Below are 24,449 nucleotides of genomic sequence, written 5' to 3'. Positions count from 1 at the left end.
TCATGGCGAACCTGGTTTCTTGCTGAATATGTCAGCCTATGACATACCCTCATTTTAGTGAAAGGAGATGGTCAATGATTGCTCTCGAAATACGTCGTCTGGCGGGGGGCGAAGTGCTACATGCCTGCCCGCAGTATGCACTGGATAAGCCATTGCCCTGCATCATCTTTTATCACGGCTTTACCTCCTCAAAGCTGGTGTACAGCTACTTCGCCGTAGCGCTGGCGGAAGCCGGTTTTCGGGTCATTATGCCCGATGCGCCAGAGCATGGCGCACGTTACGATGGCGATGATCGCGGACGAATGCAGCGCTTCTGGCCGATTTTACTGCAAAATTTTGCCGAGTTTCCGGCCTTGCGCGAGGCGGTTATCGGGCAGGGCTGGGTTGAAGGGGATCGTCTGGCGGTCGCCGGGGCATCAATGGGCGGCATGACGGCGCTGGGAATAATGACCCACCATCCGGAACTAAAAAGCGTGGCTTGTCTGATGGGCTCCGGCTATTTTACCCAGCTCTCGCAGAGCCTGTTCCCTTCGCCTGCCGTCAGTGCCGAACGGTTGGCTGAGTGGGATGTCACTCAGCAGCTCAGCACGCTGGCCAACAGACCGCTATTGCTCTGGCACGGCGAGGAAGATGACGTGGTGCCGCCTGAAGGTACCTTCAGGCTCCAGCAGGCGCTGCGGCAAAACGATCTGGATACTCACCTGACCTGCATCTGGCAAAAAGGGGTTCGCCACCGGATAACGCCGGAGGCGTTAGCGGCGACGGTGGCATTTTTTCAGCGCAGCCTTTAAACGCGAATGACCTGAACACCCTGATCCTCAAGCTGCTTGAGGATCGCTTCATCCGCCTGTTTTCCGGTAATCACCAGGTCGATTTGCCCGGCCTGGCTGAACAGCATTCCGGCGCGTTCGCCAACTTTGCTGCTATCTACCAGCACCGCGAGTTTGCCAACGACGTTAAGCATTTTTTGCTCGGCCATCGCGGTAAGCATATCGGTTTTATATAGCCCTTCGGCGGTCAGCCCTTTGCCGCTGGTGAACATCCAGTGCCCGGCATACAGGCTATTTTCACTGCCCTGCGGGCTCAAGGTGATGGAGTGGCTACGGTTATACTGTCCACCCATAATGATGACGCTGTCGTGTTCCTGGTCGATCAGGTAATTGGCCAGCGGCAGATAGTTAGTAATGATCTGTACTGGCTTACCGCACAGCTCTTGCCCCAGCAGGAATGCGGTAGAGCCGCAGTTGATGACGATGCTTTCGCCCGGGTTAACCAGTTGCGAAGCCGCCCGCGCAATGCGTACTTTCTCGTCGTGGTTTTGGGCCTGGTGAATGTTCATCGGCGACCAGCGCGGGCGCTGCTCGCTGATGGCTTCAGCGCCATTGCGGACTTTTTTCAGCTTACCGCTTTCGTCGAGTTTATTGATATCGCGTCGTGCCGTTGCCGGAGAAATTCCCAGCCGGGAAATCACCTGCTCCACGGTGACAAATCCCGTTTGTGCCAGCAAATCCAGTAAAATTTGATGTCTTTGCGCTTCCGTCATGAGCAAATCCGATTAAAAGTGATAAGCAAAGATGATATTTGAAATCAGGTGAAAATACTAATGCTGACGGGATAATTTCCGGCGAGGGGGCAAGGACTTCCGCTCGCCGGATGAATCTTACAGGAATGACTTGAAAGGCAGGTCCGGTTCCATGGTAAAGCAGTCGTCGAATCCGCGCGGATAGTGGTATTCGAAGTTGTCTTTATCCAGTGGCCAGGTGAATTTCCCACCCACCTGCCAGATGAAAGGCTTAAAGCCATACTTCAGGCGGTCTTTCTTCATCTCCCACAGAACGCGTATTTCCTGCGGATCAGCCTGGAAATTTGACCAGATATCGTGGTGGAACGGGATGACTACTTTGGTGTTCAGAGACTCGGCCATGCGCAGGATATCGGCGCTGGTCATTTTGTCGGTGATACCACGCGGGTTCTCGCCATAGGACCCCAGCGCCACGTCGATCTGGTGTTCGTTACCGTGTTTCGCATAGTAGTTGGAGTAGTGAGAATCGCCGCTATGATACAGATTACCGCCCGGCGTTTTGAACAAGTAGTTTACCGCGCGCTCATCCATTCCGTCCGGCAGCACGCCAGCCGCTTTTTGAGCCGCAGGTAAGGTTATCAGGGCGGTACGGTCAAAAGCGTCGAGCGCGTGGATTTCAACATCTTTTATTTTTACGACATCGCCCGGTTTCATCACGATGCAGCGCTCTTTCGGGACGCCCCAGCCAATCCACAGATCGACGCAGGTTTGCGGGCCGATAAACGGCACGTCATCCGCACAGTTTTGCATGACGGCGGCAGCAACGTTTACATCAATGTGATCGTTATGATCGTGTGTGGACAGCACCGCATCAATCTGGCGAATAGCGAAGGGATCCAGTACAAACGGAGTGGTACGCAGGTTTGGCTGGAGCTTCTTAACGCCTGCCATACGCTGCATCTGATGGCCTGCTTTCATCAGTGGGTTCCCGTGGCTTTGTTTGCCGGTACCGCACCAGAAATCGACGCAGATATTGGCTCCGCCTTCGGATTTCAGCCAGATGCCCGTACAACCCAACCACCACATAGCAAAAGTGCCAGGCGCAACCTGCTCTTGTTCAATTTCTTCATTCAGCCAGCTGCCCCACTCTGGAAAAGTATTCAGGATCCATGACTCGCGGGTGATGGTTTGTACTTTACTCATTGATTTTTACCTCACGTTTTGTCAAAAGAAATCATTTGTTGATTCATTTTGATAAATACTGGCACCATTTTTTCAGGATTGCAATCCTGCATTTCGCCATCTACGAGATGTTTTTGGTAGGTGAATGGGAGGTAAATGCTTGTTTCATGATGCCTTCATGTCATCATTTAATTGATTTATATTGATTATTTTGTGATTTTAGAAAATGAGAATTAATACGGTAACGGTTTGAATGATTATTTGCGGCGTGTGTCACACTTAATCAAATATAATCTTGTTGTGATTACTTTTGATTATTAGAGTGATTGCAACAACAAACCCTGGGCGTAGCGTGCGTTCAGAGATTCCACCTTCTGGAGTGTGTTATGGAGATTCTCTACAACATCTTTACCGTTTTCTTTAATCAGGTGATGACCAACGCCCCTCTGCTGCTGGGGATCGTGACGTGCCTGGGCTATATCCTGCTGCGTAAAAGCGCCAGCGTGATTGTAAAAGGTACGATTAAAACGATTATCGGTTTTATGTTGTTGCAGGCAGGGTCCGGCATTCTGACCAGTACCTTTAAACCCGTCGTCGCGAAAATGTCTGAGGTTTACGGCATCAACGGTGCTATCTCCGATACCTATGCCTCTATGATGGCGACCATTGAGCGGATGGGGGAGGCCTACAGCTGGGTGGGCTATGCCGTGCTGTTAGCTCTGGCGCTGAATATTTGTTACGTATTGCTGCGGCGCATTACCGGTATTCGCACCATCATGCTGACCGGGCACATCATGTTCCAGCAGGCGGGGCTGATTGCCGTCTCTTTCTATATCTTCGGGTATCCGATGTGGACGACTATTATCTGCACGGCGGTACTGGTGTCTCTCTATTGGGGCATTACCTCCAACATGATGTACAAGCCGACCCAGGAAGTTACCGACGGCTGCGGATTCTCCATCGGACATCAGCAGCAGTTCGCCTCATGGATTGCTTATAAGGCCGCACCTTATCTGGGGAAAAAAGAAGAGAGCGTTGAAGATCTTAAGCTGCCAGGCTGGCTGAATATTTTCCACGACAACATCGTTTCCACGGCTATTGTAATGACCATTTTCTTTGGTGCGATCCTGCTCTCCTTCGGCATCGACACCGTCCAGGCGATGGCGGGAAAAACTCACTGGACGGTGTATATCCTGCAAACTGGTTTTTCGTTCGCCGTCGCTATTTTTATTATCACTCAGGGCGTACGTATGTTCGTCGCCGAACTTTCCGAGGCGTTCAACGGGATCTCCCAACGCCTGATCCCTGGTGCCGTGCTGGCGATTGACTGTGCGGCGATTTATAGCTTTGCGCCGAACGCCGTTGTCTGGGGCTTTATGTGGGGCACCATTGGCCAGCTTATCGCTGTCGCTATCCTGGTGGGCTTCGGTTCTTCCATCCTGATTATTCCGGGCTTTATTCCGATGTTCTTCTCGAACGCGACTATCGGCGTCTTTGCGAACCACTTTGGCGGCTGGCGCGCGGCGCTCAAGATTTGTCTGGTGATGGGGATGATTGAAATTTTCGGCTGCGTCTGGGCGGTGAAGCTCACCGGTATGAGCGCCTGGATGGGCATGGCGGACTGGTCAATTCTGGCGCCGCCGATGATGCAGGGCTTTGCCTCTATCGGTATCGCGTTTATGACCGTCATCATCATTATTGCACTGGCCTATATGTTCTTCGCAGGACGCACGCTGCGTGCTGAAGAGGACGCGGAAAAACAACTGGCAGATGCTTCTGCTCAATAAGGAGTTTTGACTATGACCGTACGTATTCTGGCTGTATGTGGCAACGGGCAAGGAAGTTCCATGATCATGAAGATGAAAGTGGACCAGTTTTTGACTCAATCAAATATTGATCACTCAGTGAACAGTTGCGCGGTGGGTGAATACAAAAGTGAATTAAGCGGCGCGGATATCATCATCGCCTCTACTCATATTGCCGGGGAGATTACTGTCTCCGGCAACAAATACGTGGTCGGCGTGCGCAACATGCTATCGCCTGCGGATTTTGGCCCAAAACTGCTGGAAGTGATCAAAGAACATTTCCCACAGGATGTGAAGTAAGGACGCCAAATGAAATTACGTGATTCGCTTGTCGAGAATAACTCCATTCTTTTGCAGGCAGATGCCAGTACCTGGCAGGAAGCCGTAAAGCTAAGCGTTGATTTATTGGTGAAGGCTGACGTGGTTGAGCCGCGCTACTACCAGGCCATTCTGGATGGCGTTGCCCAGCATGGGCCCTACTTTGTGATTGCGCCCGGTCTGGCGATGCCGCACGGACGCCCGGAAGAGGGGGTTAAGAAAACGGGCTTTGCGCTGGTCACGCTGAGGAAGCCACTGGCTTTCAACCATGAGGATAACGACCCGGTCGACATCCTGATCACCATGGCGGCCGTTGATGCCAACACCCATCAGGAGGTGGGCATCATGCAGATCGTCAATCTGTTTGACGATGAAGCGAATTTCGACCGTTTACGTGCCTGCCGCACCGTGCAGGAAGTACTGAATTTAATTGATAACGCCACGACGGCGGCCTTCTAAAAGGAGCATCAAATGTCATTACCTATGTTGCAGGTTGCGCTGGATAATCAATCAATGTCTTCCGCGTATGAAACGACACGCCTGATTGCCGATGAAGTGGATATTATCGAAGTTGGCACCATTCTTTGTATTGCCGAGGGCGTACGCGCCGTGCGCGACCTGAAAGCACTCTATCCCCACAAAATCGTGCTGGCGGACGCCAAAATTGCCGATGCCGGCAAAATTCTCTCTCGGATGTGCTTTGAAGCGCATGCCGACTGGGTGACTGTTATCTGCTGTGCAGATATCAACACCACCAAAGGTGCGCTGGATGTGGCGAAAGAATTTAACGGTGATGTACAGATCGAACTAACCGGCTACTGGACCTGGGAGCAGGCGCAGGAATGGCGCGATGCGGGCATTCAACAAGTGGTTTATCACCGTAGCCGCGATGCGCAGGCCGCTGGCGTAGCGTGGGGGGAGGCGGATATCAGCGCCATCAAGCGCTTGTCCGACATGGGCTTTAAAGTCACCGTTACCGGCGGCCTGGCGCTGGAAGATCTGCCGCTGTTCCAGGGTATTCCGATTCACGTCTTTATTGCCGGTCGCAGCATTCGCGACGCTGCTTCCCCGGTAGAAGCTGCACGGCAGTTTAAACGTTCTATTGCCCAGTTATGGGGCTAAGGAGCGGTTATGTTGTCGAAAAAAATTCCGCTCGGCATCTATGAAAAGGCGCTCCCTGCCGGGGGACGCTGGCTGGATCGTTTGCGACTGGCGAAAAAACTCGGTTTTGACTTTGTCGAAATGTCGGTGGATGAAACTGACGCTCGGCTGGAACGGCTTGACTGGAGCCGGGAGCAGCGCCTGGAGCTAGTCAATGCGATTGCTGAAACCGGGGTACGGGTGCCCTCTATGTGCCTCAGCGCCCACCGGCGCTTCCCGCTTGGTAGCGAAGATGACGCGGTACGGGCGCAGGGGCTGGAGATTATGCGCAAAGCCATTCAGCTGGCGCAGGATGTAGGCATTCGGGTGATTCAGCTTGCGGGTTATGACGTTTACTACCAGGAAGCCAACAACGAGACGCGCCGTCGTTTCCGGGATGGCCTGAAAGAGAGCGTCGAAATGGCGAGCCGCGCGCAGGTGACGCTGGCGATGGAGATTATGGATTACCCGCTGATGAACTCGATCAGTAAGGCGCTGGGCTACGCACACTACCTGAATAATCCGTGGTTCCAGCTCTATCCGGATATCGGCAACCTGTCAGCATGGGATAACGATGTGCAGATGGAGCTACAGGCCGGGATGGGTCATATCGTGGCGGTACATGTGAAGGATACTAAACCCGGCATCTTTAAAAACGTCCCGTTTGGTGAAGGGGTCGTTGATTTCGAGCGTTGCTTTGAAACGCTCAAACAAACCGGCTACTGCGGACCCTACCTGATTGAAATGTGGAGCGAAACGACCGACGATCCGGCAGCGGAGGTGGCGAAAGCCCGCGATTGGGTGATGGCGCGGATGGCCAGTGCCGGGCTGGTGGAGGCGGCATAATGCAAAAAATTAAGCAGCAGGTTTTTGAAGCCAACATGGATTTACCGCGCTACGGCCTGGTGACCTTTACCTGGGGTAACGTTAGCGCGATCGATCGCGAACGCGGGCTGGTGGTAATTAAGCCTGGCGGTGTGGCCTATGAGACGATGAAAGTGAACGATATGGTGGTTGTGGATCTGCAGGGTAACGTGGTGGAAGGACGGTATCGTCCTTCTTCCGATACCGCCACCCATCTTGCGCTCTATCGCCGCTATCCGAGCCTTGGCGGCGTGGTGCATACCCACTCGACACACGCGACGGCCTGGGCGCAGGCCGGGCTGGCCATTCCCGCGCTGGGAACGACCCACGCAGACTACTTCTTTGGCGATATCCCCTGCACCAGGGCGTTGAGCCCGCGGGAAGTCGAAGAGGCTTATGAACTGAACACCGGGCTCGTGATCATCGAAACGCTGGGCGAGATAGACCCGCTCCTTACGCCGGGGATTGTGGTGTATCAACACGGACCTTTTACCTGGGGTAAAGATGCGCACGATGCGGTGCATAACGCGGTGGTGATGGAAGAAGTGGCGCGGATGGCGTGGATTGCTCGCGGAATCAATCCGCTGCTCAAGCCGATCGATAGCTGGCTGATGGACAAACACTTTATGCGAAAGCACGGACCAAATGCCTATTACGGGCAAAAGTAAGTCATGTGCTCCGGAGCCATTTTCGTATCGCTGGCAAACGCATGCCAGCAAGCGTCCGTTGACAAACTATCGCTTCGGCGAAAACGTCGAGGCGATGGCATTAAGACTTCACCCCGTGACGGGGCGAAGTCAAAGAGTCGGCTATTAGCGATAAATGGCTGCGCTGGCATGAATCACGCCGTTGCTTTCCGGTTCGTGAATCAGGATCGGCTGAAAATATTTTGCGCCTTGCGCATCGCTCAGCTGATTAAGTGCCCGATCGGCCTCTTGCTCAGTCGCCATATTATGGTTGATATAGATAACGCCCAGGCTCTGCACATCGTCCATGTTGCGTGCCTGGCGCCCATCGATTTTGATGGCTGCGAGCGCGTTGGCGCTCAGTAAAAGCGCAGCCAAAGCGGCAATGATGATGTATTTCATACTCTACGCTCCTGACGTTCTGTCGGCCATGCTGGCGTTAAATCCGGGATCCTCCTGGGTTACCGATAGCTCTGATATAAGTGTAATCTCTGGCTACCGTGGGTATCGCGACCATTTCTGATGAAGTTGTTCAAAAAAGTGTCGCTGGTGCCGTTGATTAATTTTAAATCACTGACTTAGCGCGGCTTTACCGTTAGTGCGAATTATTTGCGCAATTTGCTTGTCTTAAAGGGGCGGCGAAAGTAGAATGACGCGTCAATTTTTCGGCCGCCCTTTAACACGTTCCTTGCCTCCATGGGCCGCGGCTGACCCAGACAGGAGGCTGAATAATCCGTAAGGAGCAATTCGATGCGTCATTACGAAATCGTTTTTATGGTCCATCCTGACCAGAGCGAACAGGTTCCGGGTATGATCGAACGTTACACTGGTGCAATCACTGCAGCAGAAGGTACGATCCACCGTCTGGAAGACTGGGGCCGCCGTCAGCTGGCTTACCCGATCAACAAACTGCACAAAGCTCACTACGTTCTGCTGAACGTTGAAGCTCCGCAGGAAGCGATCGATGAGCTGGAAACTAACTTCCGCTTCAACGACGCCGTTATCCGCAGCATGGTAATGCGTACTAAGCACGCTGTTACCGAAGCATCTCCGATGGTTAAAGCGAAAGACGAGCGCCGTGAGCGTCGCGAAGATTTCGCAAACGAAACCGCAGATGATTCTGAAGCTGGGGATTCTGAAGAGTAATCCTGATGACCAATCGTCTGGAGCTGTCCGGCATTGTTTGCAGGACGCCACTTCGTAAGGTCAGCCCGTCAGGAATTCCACACTGCCAGTTCGTGCTTGAGCATCGTTCAGTGCAGGAGGAAGCCGGTTTTCACCGGCAGGCATGGTGTCAAATGCCCGTGATTATTAGCGGACACGAGAACCAGGCCATTACTCACAGTATAACGGTCGGTAGCGCAGTGACCGTTCAGGGGTTCATCTCTTGCCACAAGGCAAAGAACGGCCTGAGCAAAATGGTTCTGCATGCCGAGCAGATTGAATTGATAGATTCTGGAGACTAGCCAAATGGCACGTTATTTCCGTCGTCGCAAGTTCTGCCGTTTCACCGCGGAAGGCGTTCAAGAGATCGACTATAAAGATATCGCAACGCTGAAAAACTACATCACCGAAAGCGGTAAGATTGTCCCAAGCCGTATCACCGGTACCCGTGCAAAATATCAGCGTCAGCTGGCTCGCGCTATCAAACGCGCACGCTACCTGTCCCTGCTGCCGTACACTGATCGTCATCAGTAATCGGTCACGGTCCATTAATACGACTTTGAGAGGATAAGGTAATGCAAGTTATTCTGCTTGATAAAGTAGCAAACCTCGGTAGCCTGGGTGATCAGGTTAACGTTAAAGCGGGCTATGCTCGTAACTTCCTGGTACCACAGGGCAAAGCTGTTCCTGCTACCAAGAAAAACGTTGAGTTCTTCGAAGCGCGCCGCGCTGAACTGGAAGCCAAACTGGCTGACGTTCTGGCCGCTGCTAACGCACGTGCTGAAGCAATCAACGCACTGGGCACCGTTACCATCGCGTCTAAATCTGGCGACGAAGGTAAACTGTTCGGTTCCATCGGTACCCGCGACATCGCTGACGCTGTAACTGCAGCTGGCGTTGCTGTTGCTAAGAGCGAAGTTCGTCTGCCGAACGGCGTTCTGCGCACCACCGGTGAGCACGAAGTGGACTTCCAGGTTCACAGCGAAGTCTTCGCGAAACTGGTTGTTAACGTTGTAGCTGAGTAATTTTTTACTCAGTTCGCGTCGAGACGCCGGCCTTGTGCCGGCGTTTTGCTTTTCTGCATTCCCCTTCTGTGGTTCTCTCCTGACACAATTGCAATATCAGGCCGTCAATGACCAATCCTTTGAGTGGGAGGCGTTGGTATGAGCGGACGCGACGCGGTACCAAATGAAGCGGGAAAAAGGGCACGGGAAGGAGACGGGGCGCCTTTGCGCAGGCCGGGCGTGATACCCGGCATGACCCGTGGATTCTTTACGGCGATTAGCGCGCGCGAATAAAACTGCCGTTCGCCTGACGGGTAAACAGCACCTGCTGTCCGCCGCCGGTATCAATTGTCAGGCCGGTCACCACGCCATTCGCATTCTGGCGAATTTGCACCGTCTGCCCGGTTTGCAGCGAACTGAGCGGTTTGCCCGGACCTTCTACCTGGGCCATCGCATAGACGTCGGTTGGCGGCAGATTATGATCGCGGAACAGCTGGGCCAGGGTTTTACCCGCTTCTATGCGATAGGTACGCCACTGCTGCTCAATTCCCGGTGCCGACTGCTGCTGCTGCGGCTGAGAGTAGGCCTGGCTTTGTCCCTGATCCACCGGTTCGTCCTGAACCGGCTCCGGCGCCACCGGCGCCATCTGATCGGCGTCATTCACCGTCGGCGTAGTGGTAATCGGTGGCAGCGGCATGGCCTGTTGGGAAGATTGCGGCTGGGACTGCGATTGCAGGTCGATATTGGCTTCGCGGCCACTTTGTACCGGGCTGCTGCTCTCCTCTGACGGGAGCAGTATGCCGATAATCACCAGCAACGCGCCGGCAATGATGCCCCGGCGATGCATGGGCGGCAGCGGATCCATAATGCGAATATGATCCGGGGCGTGCCAGATCTTCGCCAGGGTAGGTGTGATGTCAAAGCGCCCGGGCATGGCTTTCCTCCTGCTCCGCATATTTTTATCCTGCTCTCCGTAGAGTATAGATGGCTAACTTCCTGATGGCCGAGACAAAGATATGTTTCGTGAGGTTAACCTGATATCTCCTATTGTTTCTGTTTCCCTCAGATTTGTCATCATCTCCGCGACAAAGTTTTACCCATCGGACGATGGCTGATATGCTGCCCACCACTTTATGCTCGTCGCGCTTCGAGTTGCTGATGCGCTGGCTGCGCCTGCCTGCACTGACCACACTGTGGCCTGTCCTGCCGGTGAATCATCCGCATGCCGCCTTCTTGCTATCTGGAATCCGTCGAGTATGAAATTTCCCCCCCGAAAAATAAGGAAAGAAGATGGCAACCCCGACTTTTGACACTATTGAAGCGCAGGCAAGTTACGGCATCGGCTTGCAGGTTGGACAACAGCTGAGCGAATCCGGCCTGCAGGGGCTGCTGCCTGAAGCACTGGTTGCCGGCATTGCCGATGCGCTGGAAGGCAATCAGCCGCAGGTGCCGGTGGAAGCCGTTCACCGCGCGCTGCGTGAAATCCACGAACGCGCTGACGCGGTACGTCGCGAGCGTTTCCAGGAGATGGCGGCCGATGGCCAGAAATACCTGGATGAAAACCGCGAGCGTGAAGGCGTGAACAGCACCGAATCCGGTCTGCAGTTCCGCGTTCTGACCCAGGGTGAAGGCGCGATCCCGGCGCGTACCGACCGCGTCCGCGTGCATTACACCGGTAAACTGATCGACGGTACCGTATTTGACAGCTCCGTGGCCCGTGGCGAACCGGCTGAGTTCCCGGTGACCGGCGTGATCGGCGGCTGGATTGAAGCGCTGACCCTGATGCCGGTGGGTTCCAAATGGGAACTGACTATTCCGCACAACCTGGCCTATGGTGAGCGCGGCGCCGGTGCTTCTATTCCTCCGTTCAGCACCCTGATCTTTGAAGTCGAACTGCTGGATATTATCTAATCAGCAGGTGCTTCCTCTCCCTTAAGGGGGAGGGAGCGACTAAAAATAGCGCAAAATACTTAAGTTAGGAATTTGTTGGAATTTTATGTTGCTCTCAGGCTTTTTAAGTGTATTTTTGTGAGCTGTTTCGCGCTGCAGGAGTGATATAACACTCACTTTAAACATAAAATTAACATTATATCTAAATCATAGTATTCATCCCTCTGATTCTTACCTAATATCGATAAACCCTTTTTCAGGGTAATGACAAATGACGGGCCATCAGAGCCTGAACAACACAGACAGGTACAACAGGAAGAAAATCACATGGTAGATCAGGTTAAAGTCGCTGCCGAAGAGCAGGCTCCGACTGAACAATCGCTACGGCGAAATCTCACGAATCGACATATTCAGCTCATTGCCATTGGTGGCGCCATCGGGACGGGGCTGTTTATGGGATCCGGCAAAACCATCAGCCTCGCCGGGCCATCCATTATTTTTGTTTATATGATTATCGGCTTTATGCTGTTTTTCGTGATGCGCGCGATGGGCGAATTACTGCTGTCGAATCTGGAATATAAATCGTTCAGTGATTTTGCCGCCGACCTTCTGGGGCCGTGGGCCGGCTATTTTACCGGTTGGACCTACTGGTTCTGCTGGGTTGTGACCGGGATGGCCGACGTGGTGGCGATTACCGCCTACGCCCAGTTCTGGTTCCCTGGACTTTCCGATTGGGTCGCTTCGCTGGCGGTGATCCTGCTGCTGCTGAGCCTTAACCTTGCCACCGTGAAAATGTTCGGTGAGATGGAGTTCTGGTTCGCAATGATCAAAATCGTCGCCATTGTGGCGCTGATTGTGGTCGGCCTGGTGATGGTGATGATGCATTTCAAATCGCCGACCGGCGTGGAGGCGTCTTTTGCCCATCTGTGGAATGACGGCGGCTGGTTCCCGAAAGGTATCAGCGGATTCTTTGCCGGCTTCCAGATCGCGGTCTTCGCATTCGTCGGTATTGAGCTGGTAGGGACCACCGCTGCAGAAACCAAAGATCCGGAAAAATCCCTGCCGCGCGCGATTAACTCTATCCCGCTGCGTATTATTATGTTCTACGTCTTCGCCCTGATCGTGATTATGTCGGTGACGCCGTGGAGCTCCGTGGTGCCGACCAAGAGTCCGTTCGTCGAACTGTTTGTCCTGGTGGGCCTGCCGGCGGCGGCCAGCCTGATTAACTTTGTGGTGCTGACTTCGGCCGCCTCTTCGGCTAACAGCGGCGTGTTCTCAACCAGCCGTATGCTGTTCGGTCTGGCGCAGGATGGTCAGGCGCCGTCGATGTTTGCCAAGCTGTCGAAACGTGCGGTACCGGCGAAAGGGCTGACCTTCTCCTGTATGTGCCTGCTGGGCGGCGTGGTGATGCTGATGGTGAACCCGAGCGTGATTGCCGCCTTCACCATGATTACCACGGTATCGGCGATCCTGTTTATGTTCGTCTGGACCATTATTCTGTGCTCGTACCTGGTCTACCGTAAAAAGCGTCCGCATCTGCATGAGCAGTCCAAATATAAGATGCCGCTGGGTAAGCTGATGTGCTGGGTCTGTATGGCGTTCTTCGTCTTCGTGCTGGTGCTGTTGACGCTGGAAGCCGACACGCGCGAAGCGCTGATCGTCACCCCGCTGTGGTTTGTTCTGCTGGCGGCAGGTTGGTTCTTTGCCGGTAAGAAGCGTCTGGCGAAATAAAAAATCTTCGGCAAAGATTTTTAACGTTGCTTGCAACGGCCCGTCATAAAAAAAGGCCACCGGGGTGGCCAATAAGACTGACAATGTCGAGGCGCCTGCGGGCGCCTTTTTTATTTTCCGGCGAGGGCACGCGGAAACAGAACGTTGTTCTCCAGGCTGATATGTTCCATCAGATCGTCGATCAGTTGGTTAATGCCGTTGTACATCGCTTTCCACGTGGTGCAGGCTTCCGGCGGCGGGGTGACATTGTTGGTGACATGCTTAATCACTTCCAGCAGCTCGCCCGCTTCGTCGTGTTCGCTTTCCATGACGCTGATAGGGCCGGCGGCCTGAGTCCCCATGCCCTGTTTGATCATCGGGAACAGGATCTGTTCCTCTTTCATCATGTGGCTGGAGAGCTCCTGATGCAGCATGGTCAGGTATTTGGCTAAGCCGTTCGGCACGTTGGGCTTATCGGCATGCACTCGTTCAACTTTGGTCGCCTGCAGGATAAGCTCCGGCAGCTGTTCGCGATGGCGATCGTGGTAGCGAACGATGATATGGTCGATGATTTCGGCATACGGTGCGCTACGCCAGTCTTTCTCTACCGGCTCTTCCGCCAGTCTGGCCAGTTCGGCTTCGATCGCCGCGACGTCCAGCTCCTTGCGCGATGCGGCGCGTTCCAGCGTCTGTTTGCCGCCGCAGCAGTAGTCCATATCGTATTTACGGAATAGCGCGGAGGCGCGCGGAATCGTCAGCGCCAGCTCGCCTAAAGGTTGGTCACGAAAAGCCATAGCGAATACCTCGTCTTTAAAAATATAAGATGTATATTAAATGCATCTTATGGGCAAGGGAATACCCCTTTCGGATACCAGGCTATTTTTTATTCTCGCAGACCCGCTCCACGACCACCGGTTTTTGTGGTCGGGAACAGACCGCGTAGACCACGCCAACAACCAGTAGCAGGATGCCGCTGAGCGTCAGCAGCGGTGGCATGCTTTGTCGTAACAGGAAGGTATACAGCAGGCCCGCCAGCGTTTCGAAGACGATGAGCGGCCCGAGAATGACCGTTGGCAGCTTCTGGCTGGCGATATTCCAGCACAATGCGCCGACCCAGGAGCAGAGGACGGCAATGGCCAGCATCAGCGTTACGAAGAGCAGGGGGCGCGGGCCAAAGGGAAGCGGGAAGTCGACCTGCTGAGCATGCAGCCATCCGCAGGCAATCAGATAACCGGCCAGCGAGACCGGTAGCGTCACCAGCGCCTGCGCCGTCGCCCACATCATCGGATGCTTATCCGGGTTTTCCCGCAGCCAGCGCGCATTGCGCAACGCGTACCAGGCCCAGCAGGCCACCGATACCAGCGCCAGACCAATACCGGAACCGTAGCGCCAGATACTGAAATTGGGCAGTCCCTGGCGCAGTTCGGCAATATTGACGCACACCAGGCCGACAGCGATACAGGAGAGTGCCGGAAAGAGACGTCGCCACGGTAGCTTACCGTCACGCTGGCTGTAGAGCAGGTTAGCCATCACCGGCAGCACGACCGGAAGCGTGCCGATAATCATCGTCGATACCGGCGCGCCGGTGCGCTGAATGGCGCTGGCGAGACAAACGTAATAGATCAGGTTGCCCATCATGGTCAGCCCTAGCGCCGTCCACCAGTCTTGCCCGGAAAGCTGCCGCAGTCGCGCGCGACCGAGCCACGCCAGCGGCAGGGCAATCAACCCCAGCGCCAGATAGCGTCCCATGGATTGCAGTACCGCCGGGTATTCCGGCACCAGCACCGGGCCGACGAATATTAACCCCCACATCATCCCCGCCAGCAGGGCATACAACACACCACTAATCATCACGCCATCCGTACCGGTTTCAGTTGGCTAAAGTGTAGAAGAGGCCGCGTCGGGAATATTGTATGAGATTGCGCATTAGCGCCGGGCGACCTGCTTTTGATAGCGCACCGGGGTGATGCCATAGCGGCGGGTAAAGGCGCGGGTCAGGTGTGACTGATCGGTCAGACCGCTGGCGGCGGCCACTTCGGCAGCGGGCATTCCGTGGGTGAGGAAGGCTTTGGCGCGCCACAGGCGAATGGCCATCAGCATCTGATGGGGCGTGACGTGGAAATGCGCCTTAAACTGGCGCTGAAAGTGGTACGGGCTCAGGGAGGCAACCTGCGCCAGCTCATCAAGGGAGACGGCGTGCATATAGTTGTCATGCAGATAATCGCGCACGCGCTCGAAACGGTGGGTGGCTTCCGCGATAACCGGGGCGTGATGGGCCAGCGGGCGGAAGGTATCAATCACGTCGAGCAACAGACCCTGTTGAGCCAGCGGATCGTCGGTATGCCATAAGCCATAAATAAGCTGACAGAGCCGCTGCGAGCGCTGCGGATCCTGACGAACCACCTCACTGAACCACCAGTGGCGCACGCCGGTGACCTCTTCCAGCATCTGCGGTTCCAGATAGACCATACGGTAGCGCCAGCCGTCGGCGGTGGCCGCTTCTCCGGTGTGCAGTTCGTCAGGGTTCATGGTAACGATGGAGTTAACCGGAGCGACGTACTGGCTACCGCGATAGCGAAAACGCTCGGCGCCGAGCTCAATTGCACCGATGCCGAAGGCTTCATGGGTATGGGGTTCGAAGGCGTAGCGGGAGATATGGGCATGGTACAACTCAACGCCAGGCAGCTGCGCCGGATGGCGAAAGCGCGCGCTGTCTCTCTCATCGTTGAACTGTTCCGGTACGCCCTGCATTGTGTTTCTCCCGACGGATATCCTTTTATTATTGGGGATGACCCGCCGGGAAGCTACAAAAATTAACCTTTTTGTAACCGTTACAGAATGCCTTTGATGCTCTCAGCCAGCGGTGTCGTCGGGCGACCAATCAACGCGCTCAGGGTGCGGCTGTCGTCAAACAGGCCGCCTTTGGCGGCGCCGACATCGGAGTCAGCGAGCATGTCCGCCAGCCCTGCCGGCAGGCCAACGCTCTTCAGCGCAGCGGCGAAGTCGGCTTCGCTCAGGTTCTGATACACCACGTTTTTACCGCTCTGCTTGCTCAGTGCGGCAGCCAGTTCGCTCAGGGTCCAGGCTTCATCGCCGGCCAGCTCGTACACTTTCCCGGCATGGCCCTCTTCAGCGATAACGCGTGCGGCGGCCTCGGCATAATCGGCGCGGGTCGCCGAGGCGATTTTTCCGTCGCCCGCAGCACCGATAAACACCCCATGCTCAAGCGCCGGCGGCGCGCTGGCGAGATAGTTCTCGGTGTACCAGCCGTTGCGCAGCAGAGCATAAGGGATACCGGAGTCGGCGAGCATTTTCTCGGTTTCAACATGCTCAACGTGCAGGCCAAGCGGCGATTTATCGGCATGCAGCAGGCTGGTGTAAGCGATAAATTTTACCCCGGCGGCTTTGGCGGCATGAATGACGTTACGGTGTTGCGGGGTACGCTGACCGACTTCGCTGGAGGAGATCAGCAGCAGTTTATCGACGCCCTGCAGCGCCGCGGTGAATGCCGCTTCGTCGGTATAATCGGCCTGGCGGACCACAATACCCTGCTGGCTCAGCGCTTCGGCTTTTGCCGGGTTACGCACAATGGCCACAATCTGGCTGGCGGCCGTGGTTTTTAACAGATTCTGTAGGACGAGGTGGCCAAGCTGGCCGGTCGCGCCGGTAATAGCGATCATCAGTCTTCTCCTTCGTGTTGCGTGACAGTTGTGGTAAGCTAACACCTTAACTAACTTTTAGTAAGTACGTACAAAAAGGTAAGTATGAAAATGGCGAATCCGACGCTGAGCGAAAAAATGCGCGACGGGAATCTGTTTGCCGAGCAGTGCCCGTCACGCGATGTGCTGAAGCACGTGACCAGTCGCTGGGGGGTATTAATCCTGGTGGCGCTGCGCGGAGGAACCCATCGCTTCAGCGAGCTACGCCGTAAAATGGGCGGGGTCAGCGAAAAGATGCTGGCTCAGTCGCTGCAGGCGCTGGAGCAGGATGGCTTTATCAATCGGGTCTCGCGACCGGTCGTCCCGCCGCACGTAGAGTATAGCCTGACACCGCTTGGCGAGCAGGTTAGCGCGAAAGTGGCGGCGCTGGCGGACTGGATTGAGCTTAATCTGCCCGCGGTTCTGGCGAACCACGAGCAGATGGCATAACCACGGCGAATGCCCGGGCAGCGGCCGAGGCTTTACCCGGGCGGTTTCCCGCCGGGTAAAGCATCACGCCAGCGGGGAAGCGGCATTACGGCCGCAAATCCAGCTGGTAAATCGCAAAACCGATATCGTCGGTTGCGACCTGATGCATCGGGTACTGCGCTTTCTCTTTAATAAATGCCGCGGCTTTTGCACCCGGAGAGGTTTCAAAGCGGATGTCCAGCGGCACCTTGCTGTGGACCGGGGCCAGACGCCAGTTGTTGTCGGCCGCCGGGTGGATAGCGCCCGCTTTTTTCGACTCTGCGCCGATCCATGCCGCCAGCACCGAACGGTTCTCGTCAGGCGAGGCAAAAGCAATGTGGCTATCGCCGGTTCCGGCAAATTTACCGCCGTAGGCGCGGTAGTTATTGGTGGCCACCAGGAAGGTGGCCGTCGGGTCAATCGGTTTACCGTTAAAGGTCAGATCCTTAATGCGTTCCGCCTGCGGGTGAATCATCTGACACTCGCCGTCGTATCGCGCCGGCTGGGTAACATCAATCTGGTAGTTTACGCCGTCAATCACATCAAAGTTGTAGGTGCGGAAACCGTCCCAGTTGATTAACGACTGCGGTTTGCTGCTGGTGGGGTCAATCTGGTTAAACTGCCCGGCGGAGCACTCCAGCCACTCTTTCACCTCTTTACCACTGACCCTCATCACCACCAGAGTATTCGGGTAGAGATAGAGGTCGGCGGCATTGCGGAAGGTGAGCTGGCCTTTCTCCACCTCGACGAAGCTGGTCGGGTCGTTTTTGCGGCCGCCGACTTTAAACGGCGCGGCGGCAGAAAGTACCGGCAGCGTTGCCAGGTCCGGGTCGCCCTGAATAGCGTGTTCGACATAGGCTTTCTGCGCCATATTGACCACCTGCACGGTAGGATCGTCCTGCACCAGCGCCAGATAGCTGTACATGTTGTCTGAAGACTGGCCGATGGGTTTGCTGACGAACTCGCGGGTGGCGTCATGATCGGCTTTTAGTACCTTCACCATGTTCGCGTCTTCCGCCGCCAGGGATTTTTTCGCCACGGCGTCATAGACAGGGCGCGCCTCGGCTTTGGCCTGAGCGACCCGCCATTGACCGGCATCGTTGTTCAGCACCAGATCGACGACGCCAAGGTGGTCACCCCACATCCCAGGCATCACGGCCGGGATGCCGTTCAGGGTACCTTTGTCGATATCCGCCCCCTGAATGGCGGCAAAATCTTTCCCCGGGAACACCGCATGGGCGTGGCCGAACATAATGGCATCCACGCCGGGCACCTGGCTGAGGTAGTACACCGAATTTTCCGCCATCGCGTGGTAAGGATCGGCAGATAGTCCCGAATGTGCGACGATCACCACCACATCTGCGCCTTTTTTACGCATTTCCGGCACATACTGACGCGCGGTTTCGGTGATATCGTTGACGGTCACTTTGCCGCTGAGATTGGCTTTATCCCAGGTCATGATTTGCGGCGGCACAAAACCGATATAGCCGATACGCAGCGTCTGCGTTTTGCCGTCGCGATCCTGCACCGCCGTTTCTTTAATCAGGTACGGCGTAAACATCGGTTGACCGGTTTTGGTATCGATAATATTGGCGTTTACGTAGGGAAATTTCGCCCCGGCGAGCGCCTTGTGCAGGAAATCAAGGCCGTAGTTGAACTCGTGATTGCCGAGGTTACCTACCGCGTAGTCCAGCGTATTCATTGCCTTATATACCGGGTGGACATCACCGCTGTTGAGCCCTTTGGCGGCCATGTAGTCACCCAGCGGACTTCCCTGAATAACATCGCCGTTATCGACCAGCACGCTGTTTTTGACTTCCTGGCGGGCCTTTTCTATCAGCGTAGCGGTGCGCACGAGGCCAAATTTTTCCGTTGCGGCGTCTTTGTAGTAGTCGAAATCCATCATATTGCTATGCAAATCGGTGGTTTCCATAATTCGCAAATCGACCGTCGCGGCGTTCACGCTGGCGGCAATCAGCGTGGCCAGTAACGTTGCGCTAAACTTAATCATCAGAGGCGTCCTTTTTATGAGCAATGGCACAGAAGAAAATGTATGTACATCCTGTTGCTTACAGAAATGTGAATCATGCCGAAAACTGGCTCATGAAACCGCCATCGTTATCACAGATAGCGGAACTCGCACCGATGCGATATAACTAAAACAACGAGTTAACGCCACTGTAACCAGATGAGGTGGAGAATGTTAGAACAAGTATGTCAACTTGCACGGATTGCAGGTGATGCCATCATGGAAGTCTATGATGGAAAGCAGCCGATGGACGTTGCCAGCAAGAAGGACGATTCTCCGGTCACCGCGGCAGATCTCGCCGCGCACAAGGTGATTATGCATGGCCTGCTGGCGCTGACGCCCGATATCCCGGTGCTCTCTGAAGAAGATCCCCCCGGATGGGAGGTGCGGCAGCACTGGCAGCGCTACTGGCTGGTGGATCCGCTGGACGGCACCAAAGAATTTATTAAACGTAACGGTGAATTTACCGTCAATATTGCCTTGATTGAAAAAGGAAAACCGGTTCTTGGCGTGGTTTACGCGCCGGTCTTAAAAGTGCTGTACAGCGCGGAAGGCGGCAAGGCGTGGAAAGACGAATGCGGCATGCGCAAGCAGATTCAGGTGCGGGATGCCCGGCCGCCGCTGGTAGTGATCAGCCGCTCCCACGGTAACGATCCGGAACTGCAGGAGTACCTGGAACATATTGGCGAGCATCAGACCACGTCGATCGGTTCGTCGCTGAAATTCTGCCTGGTAGCGGAAGGTCAGGCCCAGCTTTATCCGCGCTTTGGGCCAACCAGTACCTGGGATACCGCCGCTGGCCATGCCGTGGCGGTGGCTGCCGGGGCGCACGTTCACGACTGGCAGGGGCGCACTCTGGACTATACCCCGCGTGAATCCTTCCTGAACCCCGGCTTCCGGGTCTCTATTTACTAAGCAGTTTGTGCAGCAGGGCGACCACCTGCTGCACTTCATCCTGCGTGAGCGCGCCGTCTTTGGCCCACTGCACGCGACCGTCTTTATCCAGTACCACAATCGCTGAGCTCTCCTCCTGCAGCTGCCAGGCTTTACGGGCCAGGCCGTTGCTGTCGACAATAAACTGCGACCACGGGTAGAGCTGTTTGTTGCTCTCAATGCTGCTACGTACGAACATGCCGGAGCCTGGAATGGCGTCATCGGTATTGACGATGGTGGTGGTCTGGTAGCGGTCGTGCGGGAATTTGGCCGCCTTAATCGCCTCTATCAGAGTGGCATTTTTCTCTTTTGCCGACGTGCGTCCGGCGATGTGCTGCACCACGCGAACTTTTCCTGCCAGCAGCGAGCTATTCCAGTTTTTATAGCTAAACTTATCATTATCCAGAATTAATTCTCCCCGGTCGGCAATGCCAACCGGCGCGACGCGCTGGCCATCGACAAAATTATGCGCTGAGGCCATCAGCGGTAACAGGAGGCAGGAAACCGCCAGTAGCTTACGTAGGGTCATGATGAGTCCTTATTTTTATGCAGGTGATCCGACCACTTGGTCTCGTTTAAGCATAAATGCGATTTCCCGGCATTACACGCAATCAGGGTGCCAGTTTGCGTGTTAACGCACATATTCGAAGGAAATCGGCGACTTATACTAACTTCTACGTATGTTTGAAAAGAAAGTTCTTAATTATTGTCATCAAAAGGTAAATAAACTTATGCATGCTGGGTATTACAGAAGTTCTGGACTATAGTTTCAGGGCATTAAAATTTGCGCTCCCGAATCGTGGGCCAAGTGTGGCACCACAAGAGCGTAACCCTGGCAGGAGACAACAATGAAAATTTTCCAACGCTACAATCCGCTGCAAGTGGCGAAGTACGTGAAGATCCTGTTCCGTGGACGGTTATACATCAAGGATGTTGGCGCTTTTGAGTTTGATAAGGGCAAAATTCTTATCCCGAAGGTTAAAGACAAGCAGCATTTGTCTGTGATGTCTGAAGTCAATCGTCAGGTTCTGCGTCTGCAAACAGAGATGGCTTAACCTGAATAACGATATAGCTATGCGGTAAAAAAACGGCTCCTGATGGAGCCGTTGATGTTTCTGGCCTATCCCTTCATTTCCGCATAGCGTTTACGGTACTCGCCCGGCGGAATGCCGTTGTGTTTGCGGAAAATGCGCGTGAAATAGACCGGGTCTCCGTAACCGACCGACAGGGCGATTTTGTTAAGCGGCAGGGAAGTACTCTGGATCAGCCATCGCGCGCGGTTAATGCGTTGCGCCTCGCGCCAGGCGTATACCGTTTGCCCCAGCTCATTTTTGAACAGGTGCGCCAGTCGTGAAGGCGAGATAAAAACCATCGCTGCCAGGGTCTCAATCTTAATCTCCTGTGCAATATGCTCGTTAAGATAGTCACACACGGCGTTAATCCGCGGATCGTGAGCGTGGCGATTGCTGATCGGCTGTCGCTGAAAGCAGCTCAGGATCAGGCGTTCCAGCGCATTCATCGCCAGCGCTTCAGAAAGCGGGGCGGAAGCGGAATGATGGCGGATAACTTCATAGAAAAGATCGCGCAGATTTTGCAGCTGCTCAGGATCGTTGACCGTTGTTTTGCCGATGCCGTGGGTCGTTTGATCCCATTTCAGCCAGTCTATCCAGTAGGGCCGGGGGATAAAGTAGATCCATAAATGATCCCAGTGCTCGCTGTGTTCATCCCGTCCGTAATGGTGGGGAACACCGGGCGGGAAGAGCAGCAGATCGTTTGCACGAAACAGCAGGGAGCCGTCGCCCGCTTTCGCGCGCGCCTGGCCGCGCAGGGTCAGATTGATGATGTAACCTTTCATCCCCTGCGGGCGGTTAATGTAGTAGTCCAGCTTTGACCCGCGGGTGATGGGGGTAAAGCCGGCGACGACCCAGGCGTTGAAGGTAAAAGTCTTCATCAATGGCGAGAAATTCAGTAGCTCATTGATATCCAGTTCCATCGTTTCTCCCGCCTGAACGCCGCTGCCGCTTAACTTTCGATGATACTAAATTCCCATGCCTTGAGACGCAACGGCTGGCCGCAGCTGACCTCATCCCCGCTCAACAGCGCGTTGCCCGATGTCTCGCTGATAAACTCCAGCGGCTCGCCGGAGTAGTTGAACAGGAAGTGGATGCGGTTGCCGTTGCGGTTGCGCATCTGTTTAACCACCAGCGGATAGCGGTACGCCGACGTGCGCGATCGCAGATCCAGGCCGGAGGTGAGGAGGTCAAACAGCTGACTAACCAGCGTTTTCTGCGGCAGGAAGCCCACGTAAATCGCCCGACCCTGGCCGTAATCCGCGTCGGTGGCGGCGGCATATTCGCCCCATGCCGGATGCTGATAGCGCAGTAGCGTGCGGGTACCGGAGTCCGGCGTCAGCAGCTCCATCCACAGTTCGGCCTGATTGTCTTTACTGCAATCAATGTCTGCGCAGCATGAACACACCGTGGTCTCTTCCGGCAGGGTGAACTGGCTGTAGCTCACGCCGCAGCTCTCGCGCAAAATCCCCGGCTGCGCGCCGGTTCGCACCTTGACGTTTTCATCGCTAAAGCCTGATTTAAAGCCGATCAGCGCTCTGCCGCCTTGTTCAATATAGCGATTGATGCGCGTAAGCAGGCCGTCATCTGCGGCGTAAAGTCCGGGCACGATCAGCACGCGGTAGCGCGAGGTCTCCTCATTAACATCATGGATAATGTCGACACTGATATTGTGGTCGTATAGCGCATCGTGGAAGCGGCGAAAAATATCGTTATAAATATTGCCCTGCGTATCGCCGGGGCGGAACTGATTGAGGGCGTCCATGGCTTCATTGCTCACCAGCAGCGCGACGTCGTTTTCTGCTTTCAGCTCCGCCAGCTGCGGCGACAGGCGGGCGAAGTCAGCCCCGATAGTGGTCGCTTCCTGCCAGGTGGCATTGCGCGAGAAGTCGTGGCTTAACAGCCCTTTCCAGTAGGTCTCAAACGAGTTATGAATCGAATGCCAGTGCCAGTAGGAGACCATCGCCGCACCTGAGGCCACGTGGCTAAAGGCCTGCAGGCGCAGCTGCCCCGGGAAAGGGGTCCACTGGGCGAAGCCCTGCGCCTGGGTTTCCAGTACGAAGTAGTTTTTACCCTGCTTGAGTGAACGGGTAATGGCGCCGCCAAACGCGATTTCCCGCCCGGTCAGGTGCTTCTGGCTCGGGTGATAGATGTCGACACCGGCAATATCCAGCGCCTGCGCCGCCGCAAAGTGGTCGACTCGCGGCTGCACGCCATAGGAGTAGCCGCGCCATTCAAAATCGAAGTTGTGGGTGACGAACTGATGCGGCTGGGCATATTCACGCACGATGTCCGCCTGCCAGGCGAGGTACCCGGTTACCTGCTGGCGCTGGTAGCGGGAGAACGCGCAGGCGAGGCTGGCGTTAATGGTATTTTCGACCGGCGGAAAATCCTGCCAGCTATCGATGCGGTTGCTCCAGTAGTCCAGACCAAAATCTTTATTCAACCTGGCGAGATCGGGATAGTGTTCCCGCAGACTGCGCACAAATCCTTCCTGCATATAGCGGCCGATATTATCGTAATGCTTGGTTTCGTTATCCAGCTGCCAGCCAATAATCGCCGGATGATGCTGCACGTGCGCCATCAGAGTACGGATAATCTTTTCGGCATAGCGGCGAAAAGTCGGGTTAACGATATCCATGATCTGTCGCGGGCCATATTTTTGCTGTCCGTCGACGGTGGTGACCAGAATGTCCGGATGTTTAGCCGCCAGCCAGGCCGGGACGGCGTAGGTCGGCGTACCGATAATCACCGCGATCCCCGCTTCATGCATGGCGTCCAGCACCCGGTCGATATGGTAGAAGTTATACTCGCCTTCCTGAGGCTCCAGCGTACTCCAGGTTGATTCGGCAATCCGCACCACGTTAATGCCCGTTTCGCGCATTAAGGCGATATCTTTCGCTAACCGATCTTCCGGCATATATTCATCGTAATACGCTACGCCATAAAATAAATCAGACATACAG

General features: G+C 55.0%; 28 protein-coding genes. 16 read left to right on the top strand and 12 right to left on the bottom strand.

The features are described 5' to 3' along the window. The first annotated feature begins 74 nt into the window (after positions 1-74). The gene (yjfP, locus tag DSD31_RS23455; RefSeq protein WP_113991345.1) at positions 75-791 is read left to right on the top strand and encodes an esterase; all 717 of its coding nucleotides are present in this window, start codon (positions 75-77) and stop codon (positions 789-791) included. Here the strand turns inward: yjfP and ulaR are convergent. Together ulaR and ulaG are read right to left on the bottom strand one after the other, a co-directional pair. Beyond that, positions 788-1,543, bottom strand: a complete 756-nt coding sequence (ulaR, locus tag DSD31_RS23450) for an HTH-type transcriptional regulator UlaR (RefSeq protein ID WP_004128109.1) — start codon at positions 1,541-1,543, stop codon at positions 788-790. The two genes, yjfP and ulaR, sit on opposite strands and share 4 nt — an antisense overlap. Positions 1,544-1,660: 117 nt before the next feature. Continuing rightward, positions 1,661-2,725: an L-ascorbate 6-phosphate lactonase gene (ulaG, locus tag DSD31_RS23445; protein ID WP_015585323.1), complete on the bottom strand. Its 1,065-nt coding sequence runs from the start codon at positions 2,723-2,725 to the stop codon at positions 1,661-1,663. Between the two features lie 365 nt (positions 2,726-3,090). Between ulaG and ulaA the strand changes: the two genes are divergently transcribed. The 6 genes from ulaA to DSD31_RS23415 are packed head-to-tail and all read left to right on the top strand — an operon-like array spanning position 3,091 to position 7,499. Continuing rightward, the gene (gene ulaA / locus DSD31_RS23440; protein WP_113991344.1) at positions 3,091-4,491 is read left to right on the top strand and encodes a PTS ascorbate transporter subunit IIC; all 1,401 of its coding nucleotides are present in this window, start codon (positions 3,091-3,093) and stop codon (positions 4,489-4,491) included. 12 nt (positions 4,492-4,503) lie between these two features. Continuing rightward, the gene (gene ulaB, locus DSD31_RS23435) at positions 4,504-4,809 is read left to right on the top strand and encodes a PTS ascorbate transporter subunit IIB (protein ID WP_004857097.1); all 306 of its coding nucleotides are present in this window, start codon (positions 4,504-4,506) and stop codon (positions 4,807-4,809) included. Between the two features lie 9 nt (positions 4,810-4,818). Then, on the top strand, positions 4,819-5,286 hold the full coding sequence (gene ulaC / locus DSD31_RS23430) for a PTS ascorbate transporter subunit IIA (protein ID WP_015585321.1): 468 nt from the start codon (positions 4,819-4,821) through the stop codon (positions 5,284-5,286). Positions 5,287-5,298: 12 nt separating this feature from the next. Next, positions 5,299-5,949 carry a 3-keto-L-gulonate-6-phosphate decarboxylase UlaD gene (gene ulaD / locus DSD31_RS23425; protein ID WP_015585320.1) on the top strand — a complete coding sequence of 217 codons (651 nt, stop codon included), beginning with the start codon at positions 5,299-5,301 and terminating at the stop codon, positions 5,947-5,949. Positions 5,950-5,958: 9 nt separating this feature from the next. Next, complete coding sequence (locus tag DSD31_RS23420; protein WP_015585319.1) at positions 5,959-6,813, top strand: L-ribulose-5-phosphate 3-epimerase; 855 nt, start codon at positions 5,959-5,961, stop codon at positions 6,811-6,813. Further along, entirely contained in the window at positions 6,813-7,499 is a 687-nt protein-coding gene (locus DSD31_RS23415; protein WP_004857111.1) for an L-ribulose-5-phosphate 4-epimerase, read from the top strand. Before DSD31_RS23420 ends, DSD31_RS23415 begins: the two co-directional genes overlap by 1 nt. A gap of 144 nt (positions 7,500-7,643) precedes the next feature. Here DSD31_RS23415 and DSD31_RS23410 read toward each other — a convergent pair whose 3' ends face one another. After that, positions 7,644-7,919 (bottom strand): YdgH/BhsA/McbA family protein, encoded by a 276-nt coding sequence (locus DSD31_RS23410; RefSeq protein ID WP_015585318.1) that lies wholly within the window; start codon positions 7,917-7,919, stop codon positions 7,644-7,646. Positions 7,920-8,267: 348 nt separating this feature from the next. On the opposite strand from DSD31_RS23410, the gene rpsF reads away from it, so the two are divergent. The 4 genes from rpsF to rplI are packed head-to-tail and all read left to right on the top strand — an operon-like array spanning position 8,268 to position 9,706. Next, positions 8,268-8,663 (top strand): 30S ribosomal protein S6, encoded by a 396-nt coding sequence (rpsF, locus tag DSD31_RS23405; protein ID WP_004098001.1) that lies wholly within the window; start codon positions 8,268-8,270, stop codon positions 8,661-8,663. 5 nt (positions 8,664-8,668) lie between these two features. Further along, positions 8,669-8,983: a primosomal replication protein N gene (gene priB, locus DSD31_RS23400; protein ID WP_004857121.1), complete on the top strand. Its 315-nt coding sequence runs from the start codon at positions 8,669-8,671 to the stop codon at positions 8,981-8,983. Between the two features lie 4 nt (positions 8,984-8,987). Further along, complete coding sequence (rpsR, locus tag DSD31_RS23395; RefSeq protein ID WP_000135199.1) at positions 8,988-9,215, top strand: 30S ribosomal protein S18; 228 nt, start codon at positions 8,988-8,990, stop codon at positions 9,213-9,215. 41 nt (positions 9,216-9,256) lie between these two features. Beyond that, positions 9,257-9,706 (top strand): 50S ribosomal protein L9, encoded by a 450-nt coding sequence (gene rplI / locus DSD31_RS23390; RefSeq protein WP_004857125.1) that lies wholly within the window; start codon positions 9,257-9,259, stop codon positions 9,704-9,706. 256 nt (positions 9,707-9,962) lie between these two features. Here rplI and DSD31_RS23385 read toward each other — a convergent pair whose 3' ends face one another. Beyond that, positions 9,963-10,619: a LysM-like peptidoglycan-binding domain-containing protein gene (locus DSD31_RS23385; protein ID WP_046853214.1), complete on the bottom strand. Its 657-nt coding sequence runs from the start codon at positions 10,617-10,619 to the stop codon at positions 9,963-9,965. 356 nt (positions 10,620-10,975) lie between these two features. On the opposite strand from DSD31_RS23385, the gene fklB reads away from it, so the two are divergent. Continuing rightward, positions 10,976-11,596, top strand: coding sequence for an FKBP-type peptidyl-prolyl cis-trans isomerase (gene fklB / locus DSD31_RS23375; RefSeq protein WP_015585317.1), 621 nt, complete (start codon positions 10,976-10,978; stop codon positions 11,594-11,596). Positions 11,597-11,902: 306 nt separating this feature from the next. Next, the gene (gene cycA, locus DSD31_RS23370) at positions 11,903-13,306 is read left to right on the top strand and encodes a D-serine/D-alanine/glycine transporter (protein WP_004857136.1); all 1,404 of its coding nucleotides are present in this window, start codon (positions 11,903-11,905) and stop codon (positions 13,304-13,306) included. Positions 13,307-13,416: 110 nt separating this feature from the next. Here cycA and ytfE read toward each other — a convergent pair whose 3' ends face one another. The 4 genes from ytfE to DSD31_RS23350 all read right to left on the bottom strand — a co-directional run bounded on the left by ytfE (position 13,417) and on the right by DSD31_RS23350 (position 16,965). Beyond that, complete coding sequence (ytfE, locus tag DSD31_RS23365; protein WP_004857139.1) at positions 13,417-14,079, bottom strand: iron-sulfur cluster repair protein YtfE; 663 nt, start codon at positions 14,077-14,079, stop codon at positions 13,417-13,419. Between the two features lie 82 nt (positions 14,080-14,161). Beyond that, positions 14,162-15,136, bottom strand: coding sequence for a DMT family transporter (locus tag DSD31_RS23360; RefSeq protein ID WP_004857144.1), 975 nt, complete (start codon positions 15,134-15,136; stop codon positions 14,162-14,164). A gap of 75 nt (positions 15,137-15,211) precedes the next feature. Beyond that, the gene (locus tag DSD31_RS23355) at positions 15,212-16,036 is read right to left on the bottom strand and encodes an AraC family transcriptional regulator (protein ID WP_004857147.1); all 825 of its coding nucleotides are present in this window, start codon (positions 16,034-16,036) and stop codon (positions 15,212-15,214) included. An 80-nt stretch (positions 16,037-16,116) separates the two neighbouring features. Then, positions 16,117-16,965 (bottom strand): SDR family oxidoreductase, encoded by an 849-nt coding sequence (locus DSD31_RS23350; protein WP_004857148.1) that lies wholly within the window; start codon positions 16,963-16,965, stop codon positions 16,117-16,119. Between the two features lie 84 nt (positions 16,966-17,049). Here DSD31_RS23350 and DSD31_RS23345 point away from each other — a divergent pair, with 84 nt between their 5' ends. After that, positions 17,050-17,433: a winged helix-turn-helix transcriptional regulator gene (locus tag DSD31_RS23345; protein ID WP_004857152.1), complete on the top strand. Its 384-nt coding sequence runs from the start codon at positions 17,050-17,052 to the stop codon at positions 17,431-17,433. Positions 17,434-17,518: 85 nt separating this feature from the next. Here the strand turns inward: DSD31_RS23345 and DSD31_RS23340 are convergent, their stop codons facing one another. Continuing rightward, a complete protein-coding gene (locus tag DSD31_RS23340; protein ID WP_071359088.1) occupies positions 17,519-19,462 on the bottom strand; it encodes a bifunctional 2',3'-cyclic-nucleotide 2'-phosphodiesterase/3'-nucleotidase in 1,944 nt (647 codons plus the stop codon). A gap of 189 nt (positions 19,463-19,651) precedes the next feature. Here DSD31_RS23340 and cysQ point away from each other — a divergent pair, with 189 nt between their 5' ends. Next, positions 19,652-20,395, top strand: a complete 744-nt coding sequence (gene cysQ / locus DSD31_RS23335; RefSeq protein WP_004857157.1) for a 3'(2'),5'-bisphosphate nucleotidase CysQ — start codon at positions 19,652-19,654, stop codon at positions 20,393-20,395. On the opposite strand, the gene DSD31_RS23330 is transcribed toward cysQ, so the two are convergent. Then, entirely contained in the window at positions 20,385-20,942 is a 558-nt protein-coding gene (locus DSD31_RS23330; RefSeq protein ID WP_004857159.1) for a YtfJ family protein, read from the bottom strand. The two genes, cysQ and DSD31_RS23330, sit on opposite strands and share 11 nt — an antisense overlap. Positions 20,943-21,261: 319 nt before the next feature. Here DSD31_RS23330 and DSD31_RS23325 point away from each other — a divergent pair, with 319 nt between their 5' ends. After that, positions 21,262-21,468, top strand: a complete 207-nt coding sequence (locus DSD31_RS23325) for a DUF1107 domain-containing protein (protein WP_004857160.1) — start codon at positions 21,262-21,264, stop codon at positions 21,466-21,468. Between the two features lie 65 nt (positions 21,469-21,533). On the opposite strand, the gene araC is transcribed toward DSD31_RS23325, so the two are convergent. Together araC and DSD31_RS23315 are read right to left on the bottom strand one after the other, a co-directional pair. Continuing rightward, positions 21,534-22,406, bottom strand: coding sequence for an arabinose operon transcriptional regulator AraC (araC, locus tag DSD31_RS23320; protein WP_032718585.1), 873 nt, complete (start codon positions 22,404-22,406; stop codon positions 21,534-21,536). 29 nt (positions 22,407-22,435) lie between these two features. Continuing rightward, positions 22,436-24,445 (bottom strand): beta-galactosidase, encoded by a 2,010-nt coding sequence (locus DSD31_RS23315; protein WP_048023010.1) that lies wholly within the window; start codon positions 24,443-24,445, stop codon positions 22,436-22,438. Between the last annotated feature and the right edge of the window lie 4 nt (positions 24,446-24,449).

It is taken from the genome of Klebsiella sp. X13 (genome assembly GCF_003323835.1).
GTDB lineage: Bacteria > Pseudomonadota > Gammaproteobacteria > Enterobacterales > Enterobacteriaceae > Klebsiella > Klebsiella ornithinolytica.
The sequence above is the reverse complement of the archived record's forward strand: the minus strand, read 5'-3'. Positions and strand labels throughout refer to the sequence as shown.

What these genes read in the sequence shown, in the direction of transcription:
- yjfP (WP_113991345.1), top strand. Translation starts at nt 75, where the DNA reads ATGATTGCTCTCGAAATACGTCGTCTGGCGGGGGGCGAAGTGCTACAT.
- ulaR (WP_004128109.1), bottom strand. Translation starts at nt 1,543, where the DNA reads ATGACGGAAGCGCAAAGACATCAAATTTTACTGGATTTGCTGGCACAA.
- ulaG (WP_015585323.1), bottom strand. Translation starts at nt 2,725, where the DNA reads ATGAGTAAAGTACAAACCATCACCCGCGAGTCATGGATCCTGAATACT.
- ulaA (WP_113991344.1), top strand. Translation starts at nt 3,091, where the DNA reads ATGGAGATTCTCTACAACATCTTTACCGTTTTCTTTAATCAGGTGATG.
- ulaB (WP_004857097.1), top strand. Translation starts at nt 4,504, where the DNA reads ATGACCGTACGTATTCTGGCTGTATGTGGCAACGGGCAAGGAAGTTCC.
- ulaC (WP_015585321.1), top strand. Translation starts at nt 4,819, where the DNA reads ATGAAATTACGTGATTCGCTTGTCGAGAATAACTCCATTCTTTTGCAG.
- ulaD (WP_015585320.1), top strand. Translation starts at nt 5,299, where the DNA reads ATGTCATTACCTATGTTGCAGGTTGCGCTGGATAATCAATCAATGTCT.
- DSD31_RS23420 (WP_015585319.1), top strand. Translation starts at nt 5,959, where the DNA reads ATGTTGTCGAAAAAAATTCCGCTCGGCATCTATGAAAAGGCGCTCCCT.
- DSD31_RS23415 (WP_004857111.1), top strand. Translation starts at nt 6,813, where the DNA reads ATGCAAAAAATTAAGCAGCAGGTTTTTGAAGCCAACATGGATTTACCG.
- DSD31_RS23410 (WP_015585318.1), bottom strand. Translation starts at nt 7,919, where the DNA reads ATGAAATACATCATCATTGCCGCTTTGGCTGCGCTTTTACTGAGCGCC.
- rpsF (WP_004098001.1), top strand. Translation starts at nt 8,268, where the DNA reads ATGCGTCATTACGAAATCGTTTTTATGGTCCATCCTGACCAGAGCGAA.
- priB (WP_004857121.1), top strand. Translation starts at nt 8,669, where the DNA reads ATGACCAATCGTCTGGAGCTGTCCGGCATTGTTTGCAGGACGCCACTT.
- rpsR (WP_000135199.1), top strand. Translation starts at nt 8,988, where the DNA reads ATGGCACGTTATTTCCGTCGTCGCAAGTTCTGCCGTTTCACCGCGGAA.
- rplI (WP_004857125.1), top strand. Translation starts at nt 9,257, where the DNA reads ATGCAAGTTATTCTGCTTGATAAAGTAGCAAACCTCGGTAGCCTGGGT.
- DSD31_RS23385 (WP_046853214.1), bottom strand. Translation starts at nt 10,619, where the DNA reads ATGCCCGGGCGCTTTGACATCACACCTACCCTGGCGAAGATCTGGCAC.
- fklB (WP_015585317.1), top strand. Translation starts at nt 10,976, where the DNA reads ATGGCAACCCCGACTTTTGACACTATTGAAGCGCAGGCAAGTTACGGC.
- cycA (WP_004857136.1), top strand. Translation starts at nt 11,903, where the DNA reads ATGGTAGATCAGGTTAAAGTCGCTGCCGAAGAGCAGGCTCCGACTGAA.
- ytfE (WP_004857139.1), bottom strand. Translation starts at nt 14,079, where the DNA reads ATGGCTTTTCGTGACCAACCTTTAGGCGAGCTGGCGCTGACGATTCCG.
- DSD31_RS23360 (WP_004857144.1), bottom strand. Translation starts at nt 15,136, where the DNA reads ATGATTAGTGGTGTGTTGTATGCCCTGCTGGCGGGGATGATGTGGGGG.
- DSD31_RS23355 (WP_004857147.1), bottom strand. Translation starts at nt 16,036, where the DNA reads ATGCAGGGCGTACCGGAACAGTTCAACGATGAGAGAGACAGCGCGCGC.
- DSD31_RS23350 (WP_004857148.1), bottom strand. Translation starts at nt 16,965, where the DNA reads ATGATCGCTATTACCGGCGCGACCGGCCAGCTTGGCCACCTCGTCCTA.
- DSD31_RS23345 (WP_004857152.1), top strand. Translation starts at nt 17,050, where the DNA reads ATGAAAATGGCGAATCCGACGCTGAGCGAAAAAATGCGCGACGGGAAT.
- DSD31_RS23340 (WP_071359088.1), bottom strand. Translation starts at nt 19,462, where the DNA reads ATGATTAAGTTTAGCGCAACGTTACTGGCCACGCTGATTGCCGCCAGC.
- cysQ (WP_004857157.1), top strand. Translation starts at nt 19,652, where the DNA reads ATGTTAGAACAAGTATGTCAACTTGCACGGATTGCAGGTGATGCCATC.
- DSD31_RS23330 (WP_004857159.1), bottom strand. Translation starts at nt 20,942, where the DNA reads ATGACCCTACGTAAGCTACTGGCGGTTTCCTGCCTCCTGTTACCGCTG.
- DSD31_RS23325 (WP_004857160.1), top strand. Translation starts at nt 21,262, where the DNA reads ATGAAAATTTTCCAACGCTACAATCCGCTGCAAGTGGCGAAGTACGTG.
- araC (WP_032718585.1), bottom strand. Translation starts at nt 22,406, where the DNA reads ATGGAACTGGATATCAATGAGCTACTGAATTTCTCGCCATTGATGAAG.
- DSD31_RS23315 (WP_048023010.1), bottom strand. Translation starts at nt 24,445, where the DNA reads ATGTCTGATTTATTTTATGGCGTAGCGTATTACGATGAATATATGCCG.